This is a genomic window from Antrihabitans auranticaus, from assembly GCF_016481275.1.
Lineage (GTDB): Bacteria > Actinomycetota > Actinomycetes > Mycobacteriales > Mycobacteriaceae > Antrihabitans.
On sequence record NZ_JAEMNW010000001.1, the window covers coordinates 1,518,456 to 1,533,917 of the forward strand.

11 protein-coding genes are annotated in these 15,462 nt (G+C 60.3%); 4 read left to right on the forward strand and 7 right to left on the reverse strand.

The annotated features are described in order from the left end of the window. Window positions 1–287 precede the first annotated feature (287 nt). Entirely contained in the window at window positions 288–911 is a 624-nt protein-coding gene (locus JGU72_RS07080; protein WP_199682952.1) for a TetR/AcrR family transcriptional regulator, read from the reverse strand. 245 nt (window positions 912–1,156) lie between these two features. Between JGU72_RS07080 and JGU72_RS07085 the strand changes: the two genes are divergently transcribed. The 4 genes from JGU72_RS07085 (at window position 1,157) to JGU72_RS31400 (ending at window position 5,234) form a co-directional block, all read left to right on the forward strand. Beyond that, the gene (locus tag JGU72_RS07085) at window positions 1,157–1,687 is read left to right on the forward strand and encodes a PaaI family thioesterase (RefSeq protein WP_199682953.1); all 531 of its coding nucleotides are present in this window, start codon (window positions 1,157–1,159) and stop codon (window positions 1,685–1,687) included. Next, window positions 1,684–2,895, forward strand: a complete 1,212-nt coding sequence (locus JGU72_RS07090) for a cytochrome P450 (RefSeq protein WP_199682954.1) — start codon at window positions 1,684–1,686, stop codon at window positions 2,893–2,895. Before JGU72_RS07085 ends, JGU72_RS07090 begins: the two co-directional genes overlap by 4 nt. Continuing rightward, complete coding sequence (locus JGU72_RS07095) at window positions 2,892–3,956, forward strand: BtrH N-terminal domain-containing protein (protein ID WP_199682955.1); 1,065 nt, start codon at window positions 2,892–2,894, stop codon at window positions 3,954–3,956. Before JGU72_RS07090 ends, JGU72_RS07095 begins: the two co-directional genes overlap by 4 nt. Before the next feature lie 645 nt (window positions 3,957–4,601). After that, window positions 4,602–5,234 carry a metal-dependent hydrolase gene (locus tag JGU72_RS31400; protein WP_372433090.1) on the forward strand — a complete coding sequence of 211 codons (633 nt, stop codon included), beginning with the start codon at window positions 4,602–4,604 and terminating at the stop codon, window positions 5,232–5,234. A 574-nt stretch (window positions 5,235–5,808) separates the two neighbouring features. On the opposite strand, the gene JGU72_RS07105 is transcribed toward JGU72_RS31400, so the two are convergent. The 6 genes from JGU72_RS07105 to JGU72_RS07130 all read right to left on the reverse strand — a co-directional run bounded on the left by JGU72_RS07105 (window position 5,809) and on the right by JGU72_RS07130 (window position 15,457). Beyond that, window positions 5,809–8,781, reverse strand: coding sequence for an MMPL/RND family transporter (locus JGU72_RS07105; RefSeq protein WP_199682957.1), 2,973 nt, complete (start codon window positions 8,779–8,781; stop codon window positions 5,809–5,811). A 604-nt stretch (window positions 8,782–9,385) separates the two neighbouring features. After that, window positions 9,386–11,596 (reverse strand): acyl-CoA dehydrogenase, encoded by a 2,211-nt coding sequence (locus JGU72_RS07110; protein WP_199682958.1) that lies wholly within the window; start codon window positions 11,594–11,596, stop codon window positions 9,386–9,388. 109 nt (window positions 11,597–11,705) lie between these two features. Continuing rightward, window positions 11,706–12,200: a hypothetical protein gene (locus JGU72_RS07115; RefSeq protein WP_199682959.1), complete on the reverse strand. Its 495-nt coding sequence runs from the start codon at window positions 12,198–12,200 to the stop codon at window positions 11,706–11,708. Window positions 12,201–12,366: 166 nt separating this feature from the next. After that, entirely contained in the window at window positions 12,367–13,284 is a 918-nt protein-coding gene (locus tag JGU72_RS07120; protein WP_307828329.1) for an MlaD family protein, read from the reverse strand. Window positions 13,285–13,322: 38 nt separating this feature from the next. After that, a complete protein-coding gene (locus tag JGU72_RS07125; protein ID WP_199682961.1) occupies window positions 13,323–14,408 on the reverse strand; it encodes an MlaD family protein in 1,086 nt (361 codons plus the stop codon). Further along, window positions 14,405–15,457: an MlaD family protein gene (locus JGU72_RS07130; RefSeq protein ID WP_307828330.1), complete on the reverse strand. Its 1,053-nt coding sequence runs from the start codon at window positions 15,455–15,457 to the stop codon at window positions 14,405–14,407. Before JGU72_RS07130 ends, JGU72_RS07125 begins: the two co-directional genes overlap by 4 nt. Between the last annotated feature and the right edge of the window lie 5 nt (window positions 15,458–15,462).

A 15,462-nucleotide genomic window follows, 5' to 3' on the forward strand; every position in this document is an offset into this window, starting at 1 on the left:
AGCGAGCGACTGCGTCCCAACTTCAGCGGACCATTCTGCACGACGCCCCGAACGCTGTCCCTTTGGCGCGTCGACCTGCATGCTTTTGTCGGGCTGACGGGATTTGAACCTGCGACCACTTGACCCCCAGGACGGTTGTCACCGCGTTCCTGCACGTGACGCACGTTATGCACTGAGAGGTATGCCGCCTCGACCTGCGGGACGTGCATACGCACGCGTGACGTGTGGTCCAGAAATGGTCCACAAATCGGGTGGGCGATGCGGGATCGACGCCACTCAGGCGGTCACTACGGGGAGAGGGTCATCTGACTCGCGAGACCTAGGTAGCGCAGGGCAACCTCGGAGATTCGCCGTCCCGTTTCGGCGCTGTCCGACGTGGGCAGCACAACATGGCTGATCGTCAGCCGGATCAACGCGTCGACACCATCGATGACGTCATCGCTATCGAGCTGAGGGAAATGCTTTCCGATCCAACCCACTAGCCGTGCGGACGCGAGCTCGAGCATCGACGCCGACATGGTCAGCAGCGGCAGCACGCCCGTCTCTTCGGGGCGGCTGTCGGCACCTGGGGAGGTCAGCACCGACTTCAGCAACGGACTGGACGAAGCCTCGTCGAGCGTGTAGCGAACGGCAGCCGGGATCGCTTCTTCGAGAGCGTTGCGGTGGTCATCGAGCGTCGCCCCAATCCCCACCAAGAATCTCTCGGCCTCCTCCAGAACGAGTGCGTCTCCGAGTCCTTGCTTGTCACCGAACTCCTTGTACAAAGTCGGACGCGACACTCCGATAAGGGCTGCGACCTCGCTCACTCTGACCCGATCCCAACCCTTTTCCAGGGTCAGCGCGTGCGCGGCACGGATCGCCTCCTTGCGCAAATGCCGCCTAAACGACAACCGAACAGATTCATCGACCACGCAACGAACTGTATCAGGTGGCACTTTTGTTCATAAATTTACAGTTACCGACGCATAGTCCATATGTAAACGCTGGGAAGCACCATCCCGACATACCGTATGCGTTCGGACTTTTTCCGTCGAAATGGCAGTCTTTGGAAATTTGTTGACACCATGAGACTTTTTGTATCCAATAGTGTGCGTGGCGAACAAATTCGGGAGTTGCGCAGTCAACGCAGCTGTCGCCACAGAGAGTGAGGTATGCAATGCACGACGCCAAGGACATCAGTCTCACGTCATCGAATCCATGCATGTCGGATTGGCTAAGTTCGATGCAGACGACTGAGCATGATTCGGCTCTGCTTCCGCCCCACCACGGGGACTGCCTCGGGTGCGGTCCCGCGAATCCGCATGGGCACCACCTGCGCGCATACCGACATGGGGACGGTGTAGTCGCAGGTCACGTCTTCGACGGACGCCATGTCGGCGCGCCGGGAATCGCTCACGGCGGCGCAGTGGCGACGGTCTTAGACGACTTGTTCGGCTTCGTGCTGTATGTGGTCGGTGAACTGGCAGTGACACGCAAACTGGAAGTCGACTACCTCGCCCCGGTATTACTCCAGACCGAGTACACCTTGCACGCCCAGATGCTGTCGCGAAACGGGCGCAAGCTGCGACTCCGGGCGAAAGTGGAAGACCAAAACGGGCGAGTTGTTGCCACTGCCGACGCGCTGTTCATTGTGGTCGGTCCCGCGCACTTCACCAGTCGGGCCCCAGTCATTCAGGCCCGACGGTGACCGCACCGCCGCGCGAGTTGCTGCTCGCTGCACTGCTCGCCGATCATGGCCAGGCTGGCCCGTACGACGCTTTCCGCCGGCTCCGCGAAGCGCATCCGGCGTTGTTGACCCAGTCTGGTGTATTGGTGTTGAGCCGTTACGACGACTGCGCCGCCGCTCTGCGGGATCGCAGGCTCGGGAAGGTCGACGAGTCTCTCGGGTTCGGGCTGACCGACATCCCAGAAGAATTACAACGCCAAGCCATGCACCGCTTCCGGCGCACGATGCTGTTTCGCAATCCACCCGACCATCAGCGCCTACGACGACTCGTTGCTGACGTATTCACTCCCCACCACGTCCAGGACCTCCGAGCCCGAATAGTCCTCCAGATCGATCGCCTACTCGACGGCATTGCCGAAAAGCCGGTCGCCGATATCATCGCCGAATTGGCATTGCCGTTGCCTGTCAACGTAATCGGCGACCTCCTCGGAGTTCCTGCCGAGGCTCGCTCCGCCGCCGCTCCGCTGGTTCGCGCACTGGTCGCCTCACTCGAACCAAGCGCAAACACTGCCGACCTAACCCGAGCCTGTGAGGCCGAAGACCAACTCGCCCAGTACTTCTCCGAACTTATCGCAGCAAAACGGGCTGATCCGTCTGACGACCTGCTCAGCCGGCTCGCCGCCGCCCGCGGTGACGACACTCTCGACGACGATGAATGCGTCGGTACCGCTATCTTGTTGTTCGCGGCAGGATTCGAAACCACGACAAACCTGATCGGAAACGGCGTCGCCGCGCTGCTGTCGCACCCCGATCAGATGGCGCTCTTACGCCAACGTCCGGATTTGGCCGCCACCGCAGTCGACGAACTGTTGCGCTACGACGCGCCCGTACAAACCAATGGACGGACCGTTCTCGAAGCAACCCGGCTTGCCGGTATAGACCTGCGACCGGGCCAGGTCGTGCTCACCCTTCTCGGCGCCGCGAATCGAGACCCCGACCGATTCCCCAATCCCGACGTGCTCGACATAACTCGAACCGGAACCGTCCCACTGTCATTCGGCGCTGGCATCCACTTCTGCCTCGGTGCACCGCTGGCTCGACTTGAAGGAATCGAACTGTTCCCACGCCTCGTCTCACGCTTTCCGCGGCTCACGCTGGCGAGTGAACCCATTTGGCGAACCGGAATGTCGTTTCGCGGATTGTCTAGCCTGAAAGTAGTCTCCCGATGACCCGTGTCCTGATCGACTACCCACATCAGAAGGCCGGCCATTGCGGATCGGGCGCGTTGCGCGACCTCATGGAATGGGCCGAGCTCGGTTGGGGCAGGCCGCCAAGCGAGGGCCTTGTGTTCACTCTCGGAGGGGCACTCGATTTCGCCTATATCCGGGACGGCAGCCTGCAACCCCCGCTGTACCTCGTCGGACGCGGAGCCGATATGGAACTCGACCTGCTCGACCGACTCGGCGCTCATACGGATTTACGCCAGACTGACGACGCCGACCTCGGGTGGAAATGGGTCACCACCGAAATCGACTCCGGACGACCGGTCATGGTATGGGCCGATATCGCCGAACTTCCTTACCTGCGCGTGCGGTTCACGATGAGCCGCCACGACATCGTCGTCATCGGCTACGACGCCTCTGCCCGAATCGCCTATGTCGTCGACAACGACCGTGACGCCGTCCAAACGGTCCCTTACGACGCGTTGGCGCGGGCCCGCTCCTCTACCGGCTTCCCGATACCCACGCGCCACACCACCTACGTCGTCGACTGGCCAACTTCCGCACCCGACCTCCTCACTACCGCGGCCGACGCTTTGCAGCGATCCGCCTACACACTCCGCAACGGCGGACCCGGCATTTTCGCCGCCGCGTCACCGAATGTGGTTGCCGGAACAGGACTTGCCGGTGTCCGCGCCTTCTCCAAAGATCTGTGTCACTGGTCTGACACCTTCGACACACCGACACTCCATGACGCCCTCAGCGCACTCGCTGCCTTCATCGAAAAAGCAGGCACCGGCGGCGGACTCTTCCGCCGCCTGCTCTCCCAGGGATGCACTGACCTCACCACCCACTCCCCTGATCCGGCCCTCCAGGCCGCCGCAGTCGCGGCGGGCCGAGCTGCACAAGCCTGGACGGCCGTCGCAGTTGCCGCTACAACCATCGACCACACCGCACAGCAACGCGCCACTCACGCCGCCCAACACGCCGCACTCCTACCACACCTCGAGGAGACCCTGGTCAGCGCGCTCGCCGATGCCGCGCAGTCACTGAATGCCCGGGCGGAATGACATTGCACAGAGTTTGAAGTGACGATTCGATGATCGCGTTGGATCCCCGCTCACACGGTCGCTAGAGCCGCTCCGGTCAATGGCGGAGCGATACGACCCGACAGGCTGTTCAATGCCACCCTTAGCGTCGCCTCGATGGCACGGAGGCCGTTTCGAGTCGCGCACCCGCGATCATCCAAACCGAACTGGCGATTTCCGTTCGCGCGGGTCTGCAGTCCGTCGGGGCCGGCAATGCTGGACAAGCGCATTTCCGGTGGCCTCATCCCCAGCCTCCACGGCCAGGTTCAGCAATATCGGATAGCCTGTCCCTTAGTTATGGACCTGCAGGTACTGTTCCTTCGACCGTCCCCGTTCTCAGTCGCGTCATGCAAACGCGGGAATCAGGATGACCGAATAATCTTGACAAGGCGCCTATTTCAACCAGTCTGTGGCTTCTTGATCGGGGTAGGAGAACGTCGCTCCAGGCTGTCTCGGTAGCCGTGAACCGTTGAGAACCTTGAACCTATGCATTACACGAAGTATCGTCTAATTCTCGCCCCAAGTACGTGGTCGTTTGCGGGCGAGAAGGCGCTGCGATGCGGCAAAAGCACATAGCATGGATGCCCCGGAGGAGATTGAAACCCCTGCAATACCCAACACACGCCTCTGCATGAGCATAAGGCCGTTGCTTTCGACGTGTACAAAGCCGTCGGTGGCCCCGAATGGTCGCGGATCGTGACGATGTTGGCGATGTTCGGCGTCGCCTTCCCGCTCATCGCCGCGGCGACGTTGGTTTCGGTGGTCCAGGATTCGGAGGGGCGCAACCCGATCCGGGTGGCCCGCGGAGTCGTGGCGACGCTGCGGGGACCTCTCTTCAAGGGTATGACACCCGTCCTCTTGCGATACGTCAAACCGGGATCTCATCCGAGCGACATCGATACCGAGCCGCTCCTAGAGCGTTGGCGAGCCGAACTGTTGGCGCCGAGGGCATTCTCGTGGACCATCTCAAATAGCAGCAATATTGAGTATCATCACATTGAATTCGAGCGGCGCGCGGCGCCATCGTCGGCAATCGCCAACGCCGCAAACAAACACAGCGTTTCGTCCGCCTCGCGCAACGTACGCGATCGTACGAGCCAGACTGGATCAAACGCGACGGGCGCTTTATCAGGTTGGTGGCAATATCGGTGCCCGGAACGTGCGACGGCATCGAGGCGGACGATGGCCGTCCGGTCGGCAAGGATGCCGACTACGTCGGTACGGCGACGGTGCCTAGTTCGACCGTTGTGCGGTTGTTGAACCAAGATCTACCTAAGAATGTGAATGCGAGCAGGTCCACGCGCGTGGTCCCGATGCGCGGCGACACTCGGTAAGCTTGTCGCGAGCGCGTCGGCCTTCCGATTACATTGCACATCAAACGATTTCGGTTCGGTTCGATCGTTACCGGATGCAGCACGGCCGCACCCAACGGTCAGGCCGCTTCGGGGTGATCGACGTCAGAGTCACCCTGAAAGGGTGCCGCATCGGGCTACCATCTCGTGCCGGGCGCACCGACCGCGGGCAAACATATGGGTTGACCGTCGATTTGACATTGCAACGCCCCGGTGAGCCGCGGAATTCTACTTTCCGGCAAAGTCCTCGATGCTGGTGATGTCGATGGCGAGGATCTCGCAAACCCATCAGCGTCGAAGCCGGTCGCAACAATGAAGCCAATGTTGACCACACGCCCGCTGTACCCAACCTCTAACACGTGAGCGGCGGCGGCGAACCTACCGGCATCTTGATCGAGCGGACGCGCATGAGACGACGCCACTTGTGTCATGCGTTTGGTCCTCAATCCAGTTGGGGCAATGTCGACTGGTTCCGGGTTTCCTTAGACTTTCGAAGGCCACCAGTTACCACGGCCAATCAACGAGGCGAGGGCCGGAACGGTGACTGTTCGCACGATAAAGGTATCCAACAGCAGTCCGGCTCCGATCACAAAACCGATTTGAATCATGCCCTGGAATTGACCTGCCATGAGTCCGAACATGCTCGCCGCGAAAATGATTCCGGCAGAGGTGATGACGCTGCCAGTGGACGCGACGGTTCTAATGACGCCGACGCGAATACCTCGGGACGACTCGTCCCGCAGCCGGGAAATGAGCAGCATGTTGTAGTCCGCCCCGACCGCCACCAACACGATGAAGGCCATGGGTGCCAACATCCAAGACAGTTCCTGACCCAACAAGAGCTGAAAGACGATAACGCCCAGACCCAAAGCCGAAACATAGGACAACACAACCGAAATCAGCAGATACAGCGGCGCGAGGACCGCCCGCAGAAGCAGAATCAAAACCAACGCGACGATGATCAACGTGGTGATCATGATATGTAGGAAGTCGTCGTTCAGGTATTTCTTGACGTCCTCGGTCAATGAGGTGGCACCAGCAACCTCGACGGTACTGTTCTCCAAACTGGTGTTGGGCACTGCGCCTTGTGCCGTCTGCCGAATCTTTCCGGTCAGCTCGATTGCCTCGTCGCCGAATGCCCCGTACTCCGTCGAAATTAGATAGCGAGCCACGTGCCCGTCCGCACTGACGAACACAGATGCCGCGGTTTGAAAGTCGATACTGTTGACGACGATGGCTGGAATGTAGAATCCCGCCATGTTTTGCGAGGAGGCTTTATCTTTCAGCTCCAGCAGATAGTTGGCCGCCTGCTCGAGACCAGCCTGCAGCTGATCCTTGGCGGGGCCAAGCTCTTCGAAGCGGCTACCGAAGGCTTGCGCATCGACTGCCATTGTGCCGATGGTTCCTTGTGCCGTCCTCACCAGTCCCCCAGGATCGTTGGGGTCTCCACCGAGGGCAACGATCGCAGACTTTACCGAGGCGAGGGTATGTCGAGCTTCTCCTAGGGTTTCGGCGATCGACGGCCCTCCAGTCAGCGTCGTCAACGCGTCGCGCAGTCGCGCTACGCGGGCACCGAGCGAATCGTCGCCGACCCCCACGAACAGTTCGAGCTGAGAGCGCAGTTGTACACAGGGCGGATCGACGTCGCACATTGAGCTGGTATTAAGTACGTTGATCAACGGCTCGGCAGACTTAGCAAGATCGGCAAGTTGCATTGCGGCATTAGCGAATTCATCGAACGTACCATTCATTGCCTCGAGCTGATCAGACGCGCCCTGCACCTCGGCTAACCCGGCGTCCAGCCCGTCGAAACCCCCTGCTCTGTCTAGCAAGTCGCTCGCTTCTACCGCTGCGGCGAACACGGGCTCCGACATTTCGCGCAAATCCGTGATGGCTGCAACCATCTGGTCGACTTTGTCGAGCATTGGGGTAAATTCTGCTGCGCGCGAATCGATCTCGCTGGCGGCATCGGCCAGGCCGGACCCGACGCGACCTGCCTGATATGCGACCGAGCTTTCCGTCAGCGGCTTGCCGTCGGGCCTCGTGATTCCGCGAACAGCTGTGACTCCCGGGAGTTGCGCCACTCGCGCAGCCATCTGTTCGAGATCCGCGAGGCCTTCGGGCGTCCGCATATTGGACTCGCTGTCGATCACCAGATACTGCGGTAGTACAAAGTCTTTGGGAAAGTGCGCATCGAGCATCGTGTAACCCTCGTTGCTCTGCAGATCGTCAGGTAGACCACTGCGGTCGTCGTAACTAACGTCTATAAAGGTTGCACACACAGCCAGCCCCAGCAGAAGCACCAGACTCATCGCAAGGACACGCACCGGCCGTCGAACCACGGCCACACCGACCCTCTTCCAGGCACGAGCCGTGCGGTCGCGTTTAGGCAGGGCTTTTCCTTTACCCGCCGCTACCGAAAGCACCGCCGGCAGCAGCGTGACTGACGCCAGAAAGGCAAGGGTGATACCTATTGCGCACGCGGGACCGGCGGTGGCGAAGAACCCTAGCTGCGTGAAAGCCAACGACGCGCACGCGAGTGCCACGGTGGCCGCTGATGCCGCAATGACCTTTCCGATTACGCCCGCAGCTTCGCCTATCGCGCGATCATATGCGAGCCCACCGCGGACGAACTCGTGGTATCGGCTGATGAGGAAAACCGCGTAATCGGTGCCGGCGCCGGCCAGAACTGCCGTCATGAACGCGACTGTAAAAGCGGACACGCCGAACCCTGCGAGGCCCAACGCGGCCGCAACTCCTCTCGCTGCCACGAGCGTTATTCCGATCATCATCAGCGGAAGCAGGGCGGTCACGAGCGACTGATAGATCAGCAGCAGAATCAGCGTGATAAGGACTCCGGTCACCACCGTGATCAACGCCATGCTGGATTCACCGATGACTACCATGTCGGTACCTGTGGCTGGCGGCCCCGTCACCCGCGTCTCTAGGTTCGAGTCTTGGGTCGTCTCTGCGACTATATCTCGGACCCTAAGGTCTGAAGCGTTGCCGTCAGGCGTACCGATGTCGCCCTGAATGCCGACCGGCAGATACCACAACTGGTTGTCGTGGCTGGTGAAGAGCGCTTTCCCCTGCGGCTCGTCAAGGAAATCCTGCACTCTGAGGACGTGTTCGGTGTCCGCCTTCAGCGCTGCAACCAGATTTCTCAGGACCTGCTCGTCACCTTGATCCAGGCCGGACTTGTCTTCCAGGACCACGATGACCGTCGTGCGGGAACCCTCTTCGTCGAATGCCTTCGCCATCCTGTCCAGAACTGCGAATGTGGGCGAGTCAGGAGGGAAAGCAGGAGCCGACTGTTCGCGCACGACACTCTCCACCTGAGGAAAAGCGATGTTCAACGCCGCCGCCAAGACGATCCAGAAGCCGATCACCCACCATCTTGCGCGCACAACGAAGTGCCCCAGCCGATCGAAACTCATGCCTCTGTTGGCCTTCACTGACCCCTACCTGACTACTCAAAATGTCGGTCCCACGCGCACCATTGCGGAAGCGCCCAGTTCACCTCGGATTTCCCTTCCCAAGGGAGAGGACCGATCATCATTCCAGATTCGATACTATCGGTATCGTATCCTAACCTATAGTTGTCGGGAATAGGTGGCGCCGCTGCCCAGCTCGCCACCGGCATCGAACGTCGTTACAGTCATCGTGCCGGCCGAGCGGCCCGATCGCCGTGGAGAGCCCGTATGCCGTCTCGCGACTCCGGCGATGCGCGACTCGCCGTTGCCGATCCAATGATTGCGACTCGCTCGCCGCATCGAGCCGAACGGCTTGAAGTGGTGGCACTGAGGCTAAATCACAAGTTAGGCAGCAATATTCGAAAGAATGAGTCCGGGCCTCCCCGTATCGGTGATGCCGTTGCGAGCGAGCTTGCGGTGCCTCCTGCGGTGAGGGCTCCTGCTACACACCCAAGCGCACGCTTCCCGTTTCGTCGCTACCGGGTTATCTCGCCGATCGTTCGCATCGCGACTGCTGGTCGTGGATCGAAAGTCCGCGCAGCCCTGGAGCGCACGATGAGTCAGCCGCAGGACTCGAAATGCAGAGTCACAGTTCGATCGGTACTGGATCTCGTGGCAGGTGTAGCTGACGCTCGGCGATGATGTTCAGCTGTATCTCAGTCGTGCCGCCATAGATTGTGGTTGCCCGACTCGCGAGCAGGTAGCTGGCCCATTTACCGGCAGTTTGGGATTCGTTCGCGGATGCGCCCTCGTGCCCGAATTCGGCGTGCACGACCTCGGCGGCGTGCTGGCCGAAGCGCATGTTCAGCAGCTTCGCCACACTCGACGATGCGCCGGGATCGGTACCGTCGATCTGCAGCATTGTGGAACGCAAGTTGAGTAGACGAACTGTGTAGCCCTCGGCAACGAGGCGTCCGATGCGATCTTGAGCAATGGCGTCGAGTTCGGTTTTCTGCGCGTAGCGCACGACGTCGTTGCAACTTGCGTAGAGCGGAAGATCTTTATTCGACAGTGACACTCGCTCGTTCGAAAGCGTGTTGCGGGTGACCTCCCACCCCTTATTCACCTCGCCGACGACATCCTCATCGGAAACGAAAACGTCCTCGAGGAACACCTCGTTGAACAGCGCAGATCCCGTCAGCTCCCGCAGCGGTTTCACGGTGACGCCAGCAGCTTTCATATCGATCAGGAAATAGGTGATTCCTTCGTGCTTCGGAGCCGTTGGATCGGTTCGCGCCAAGCAGAAACCCCGATCAGCGAACTGGGCCAACGAATTCCACACTTTAGTACCGGTCAACCGCCAACCGCCGATCACCTTGGTGGCTTTGGTCGTCAAGGATGCAAGATCCGACCCCGCGCCCGGCTCACTGAACAACTGACACCAGAACACTTCACCGCGCAGGGTCTGGGGCAAGAAGCGCTGCTGCTGTTCGGATGTGCCGTACGCGATCAGCGAGGGCACCATCCAGTTCGCCAACGCAATCTCGGGTCGCACGATCTTGGCTGCCTTGAACTCCTGCTGAATGATCACCTGGTCGACTGCGTTGGCATCACGACCCCATGGGACCGGCAGGTGCGGCAGAACCCAACCCCCGGCGGCGATCCGCTCGGTCCGCTCGTCGGCCGGGACGGCCGCCAGTTGTGCTACCGCGCAACGGATCTCGCCCCGCCGGCGCTCGGCATCGTCCGACAGGGTCACCTCGATCGAGGGCAAACCCGACTCGATCACGCGCTCCGTGACCGTGCGACTCCAGTCCGCGCTCCGCCCGAGTGCGGCGGCGATTCCGATGGCACGCCGGTAATAGATGTGGGCATCGTGTTCCCAGGTGAACCCGATACCACCGAGCACCTGGATAGTGTTCTGGGTGGTTGTGAGGGCCGCACGCGGTGCGAGCACGGCTGCGATTGCGGCTGAAAAGTCAACATGGCTCGAGGTGGCATCGTCGAGCGCGCGGGCTGCGTCCCAGACGGCAGCGGCTGCTCGCTCCGCGTCGACCAACATCGCTGCGCACTTGTGCTTCACAGCCTGGAACTGGCCGATGGGCCGACCGAACTGGTGGCGCACCCTCGCATACTCCGATGCGATGTGCGTGCACGCCGATGCGACCCCGACCGCCTCGGCCGAATAGAGAACGGCGGCGATGCTGCGTACCCTCGCCACGTCCAGGACACCGAGCACCCTGTTAGCAGGAACAACCTGCGCAGAGATCTCTATGTTTGCGATGGGACGCAAAAGGTCGACGCTCTCCACGTCACGAACGGTTAGGTCGGAGGCATCCAGTGCAATCCACGTCGGGAGCAATTCGCCTGCTCTGAGCGAAACCGGCAGCACCACAACGTCAGCGGCCGAGGCGCCGACTACTGAACTGGCAGTGCCTTCGACGTAGAGCAGGTCGTTTTCGATCCACCCGACCACGTTGGAACGCAGCGACGCCGCGCCGCATTGTGACCCATCGGAGAGGGACGGCAAAAGCTCGTCCTTCGCGTCCGTGTTGCTGCTCAGCTCGACGATGGCGGCCGCCAACACCGTCGGCACGAACGGACCAGGTGCGGAGGATCGCCCGAATTCTTCGATGACCACCACCAATTCGGAGTATCCGAACCCCTGACCGCCGAACTGCTCGGGAAGATGGAGCCCGAATAGCCCAATGTCGGCAGCTGCGCGCCAGTAGGCGGGCGGGATCTTCACCTTTGCATCAAGGGCTTCGTGTAGGTCCGCGGAAGTGACGGTCCGCTTGGTGAGCGATCGCACCGACTCGGCAAGTGCGAGGTGATCCGAACTGATAGCTATCGACACGGTATTGATCCTTCCCTGAGGGCCACCGACATGGTCAGTCAGCGCCTGACGGGATCATCTGGAGTGAGGGCGTTGATTCGGCCTGGGGCGGGCTTCGCCCAATTCGAGGTCACTTCGCGGGTAAAGCACCGTCCATGCCGCCGACGTCGGTGATCAGCCAATCCGAGTTTGTGTCGATGGTGATGTTGTAGGTGACCGTGGTTTGCGCACCCGCGGGAGTCTGCGCGCTCGTCGACGTAACGTTGAGGAAGACGTTTACCTTGTAGATTCCGTCGGCCTCGGACTCGACCACGGCGTCTATGGGGGCGGCTGTCGAAGTCCACTTGAGCGGGACGAGGATTTCCTGTAACTGCGGTGCTGTCGCGTCGAACTTGTTACCGAGTTGCGGCGAAGTATTGGCCTTCAGTTTCCCAAGCCACGCATCGACGTCCTGGAAGTTGATGTTCGATGCGCCGACTGCGTAGTCAGTTGCCACCTGTTCGGCCCGCTGATCGGCGGCGGCCCTCGCGTCCCTGTCGCTCAGATCGCTTTTGGCCGAGAGCCAAAGCCCGCCGAAAGCCGACACTGCGGCAACCAACACAACGATGACCGCACCGTAGACCATGGTCGACGTTCGGATCGAGATGGTCGCCCGCTCGCGGACATGGATGGTAGTAGCTAATTTTGGAGCTGCACCGGAGGTCTTCGGGTCGCCGTCCTCTGCTATCCGCTTCTCTGTTCTGTTTGCTGCTTGGGGTATCATCGGCGTTCCGATCTTGTTGCGGTGGAGATCATTTGATATTTATTTGCAGATGAAGAGCGCCGTCGTCACCGGTAGCGTTCAGCGCTTGTGAAATTAGCGCGCTGATGTCGATTTGCGGGATGGACGCCTCTGATGCGGCGGCGAGCGGTTGGATGATCGGCACAAGTCTCTGCAAGTCCGGACCGACCTCGATCAGGTAGGCCGACACGTTGTTCAAGAACGGCACCAACCCATTGCCTAGTACATAGTCGTCGGGAACTTTCCCGATCCTCGCTAGTTTCCCGATCGCCTCAGCGATGAGGTCTGCCTGGGTTCCGGAATTGCCCCATTCTGGGCCGGCCGCGGCCATCGAGGGGCCGGCCCATTCCATATCCGCGCCGATCGCCTGTAGATCGGTCATCGTGCTGCGAATTTGTGGGCTTCGACTCAGGATGGTGGCGGCCAACAGGCTGGTCGACTTTGCGAGCTGCGGAATCACCGATTCGGTCCCGGCCAAGCCCTGATCGAGCGTGTTGACGATGTTACTGAGCGCCTTTGGATCGAGTTGGTTAAGCAGATTGGTCACTGTTCGGGCGACCTCTGGGATCGATAGCGGCATCTGGATTGTCCCGGTGTCGATTCGCTGGCCGCTTTCGAGATAGGGTCCGCCGTCCCGAGTGGGAGTGAATTGGACATATGGTTCGCCGAGCGCGGAGAGATTCTCGATCATGACCGTGCTCGCCGTGGGGATCCGAAATTTGTCGTCGACTCGGAATTTCACCTCGACTCCCTCTGCGACGTTGTCAACCGAGGTGATCTCGCCTACCTTGACACCTCTAAGAAGCACTGGGGAACGCGGAGCGAGGCTTCCCGAGTTCGTCAGCAGCATGGTCGCGGTCGTGTAGTCCTTGAACCAATCCACGCGTATGACACCGAATGTCAGGTAGCCGATGCCGAACACCAACACACACACGATCGCAGAGAGTGACACCAGTGAGCTCAACTTCATCGGACTGCCCCGATCATCCTGAGAGTGTCGATAATTCGATCGACTTGGCCTTCGTTGGACAGTCCCGCAACGGCAGGTGAACCCTCGATGTGAACACCGACGATGTTCACCTTCGGTCCGTGATCGGCGAAAGGAATGACTTTTTCGCGAATCAACGCAACCAACTTGTTCAAATTCGACGGTGCCTGAAGATCCAAAGGTCGCGCTGTGAAGGCAAGTGGCATGAATGCCTTGGCTGCCGCGTTTCCGGCTGCCGCGAGTGGTGACACCCACGCCAAAGAACGGGTGATCGCTGCGAATCCGTCGTAGAGGCCTAATAACCCGATGAGCGACGTCATTGCGTCCGTCGCTTGAGTGACGCCCGCTTCAGTGAGTAGTTCGGCGAGTATAGTCGAATCTTCCATAACGACACCGGTGGTGGCCTGCATTCCGTCGAGAAACGCGTCTGCCTGGTCAAGGTGTACGGATACGTCCTCAACGTCTGCACCGACAACTTGGAATATCCTGGCCGTTTCCTTCGGATCCGCAGGCAGCACAGAGTTCATCCGGGTGATGATGTCCTGCATTTCGTGAATTGCTCCGCCTTGGACGAAGGTTGCAATGCCGGCCATCGTGTCTTCGATCTGCAGTGCAGGTTTCGTTTGCTTCCGTGTGATGGTTCCGCCATCTGGAATCGGATCATCGAAGCCGTTCGACGGCGTGATGAGGGCGATATAGATATCGCCGAGGACTGTAGCTTGGCGGAGCTCCGCGGTTGTTGCGGATGGGAGCTTGACCGATTTCGCGATGTCGACATCAGCGACGACATACCCGTCGTGTGCTTCGGTCGGATCCACGAGCGTCACAGCGCGTAAGGTGCCGACCCGGATACCATTGGACGCTACTTTGGCGCGCGCCGGCAGATTCAGTGCATTTTCGAACTCAATTCGGACGCGGTAAGTCTCTCCAGACACTGTAGTTCCGGGCAATGGCACCGAGGACGGGTCGAACGCGCAACCGTTCAGAGTCACGGCTGCTGCCAAAAGTAATGCGACCACTGTCGCGAGCCTCCGCGAAACGCGAACTCGGGGCCCCGCGGTCATCGCGCACCGGCTATGGCGAGTACCAACGGAACTAGCTGTACGTCCGCGAGCCCGTCCGCCGATGACGTGCACCGACCGGGTGCGATCATGTTCATCGCTGAACACACCTGGTTCGCGTTCGACTGCGAAATAGCAACGCTCGGTGGTGCATACGTCAGAGCGGGCTTGCCGCTGTGAGGGTCGGTCGAACGTTGGAAGGCTCCGGCAACCGGCGGAATCATCCGGATGATTTCCTCAATGGTGCCGACATTGGCGCCGATGAAATGAAGCAGTGGAACCGAGGCATCGAGGACCTGCAGGATAGGGCCGCCGAACTTGGTGGTGATGTCGTTGAGCCACGGGATGATGGCGCGAAGGTCATCAACGATGGGCACCACCGGAGCCAGTACTTCTGAGTTCACCTGTTCGAGGACCACGGCAAATCGAGTAAGCATGTCCTTGATGTCGCCCCAACCGGTGGAAACGCTCGCCGACAGGGAGCTGAGCGCGTCGACTAGCGCCCCGATGTGCCCGATCGCGGCATCGGGTGAGTTCAGTGCCCTACCCAGCTTGTGGATCAGGTCGTTGATCTGTGGCCCGGTGCCGGCGGTTGCATTGTCGAATGCGGTGATACCGTTGGCGATCCGGGCCTTTTCCGCAGGATCATCGGATCCGTTGAGTTCGTCAGCAAGTTCGCCGAGCGCGTTCAATGTTCGAGTCATACTCTTCGGCGTCAGCGTATGTGTGATGCACGTGTTCGGGTCCCAGTCCACACTCGCGTTGCCATCACCGATTACGGCCAGGTTGCGGTTGGCCACAATCGTATCCGACACCGTGGTCGCAGATATGTTTCCGCGCAACGGATGGTCCGCATCTACATCGAAGTCGACGCGCACTGCCTCGCCCTGCGGTTCGATATCGGTCACGGTGCCGACCGCCACGCCGAGCATAGTGACCTGGTTCCCGGTATAGAGACCGACAGCGTCGGGCATGAGGGCGCAGTAACTCTGAGTCCTTTTGGCGGGATCGAACACGATGAAGTAGGCGACGACCACGATTGCGCCTGTCACGATCA

Excerpts from the sequence above, each read along its gene's own strand:
- JGU72_RS07085 (WP_199682953.1), top strand. The coding sequence starts at position 1,157 with ATGCACGACGCCAAGGACATCAGTCTCACGTCATCGAATCCATGCATG.
- JGU72_RS07095 (WP_199682955.1), top strand. The coding sequence starts at position 2,892 with ATGACCCGTGTCCTGATCGACTACCCACATCAGAAGGCCGGCCATTGC.
- JGU72_RS07115 (WP_199682959.1), bottom strand. The coding sequence starts at position 12,200 with ATGGTCTACGGTGCGGTCATCGTTGTGTTGGTTGCCGCAGTGTCGGCT.
- JGU72_RS07125 (WP_199682961.1), bottom strand. The coding sequence starts at position 14,408 with ATGACCGCGGGGCCCCGAGTTCGCGTTTCGCGGAGGCTCGCGACAGTG.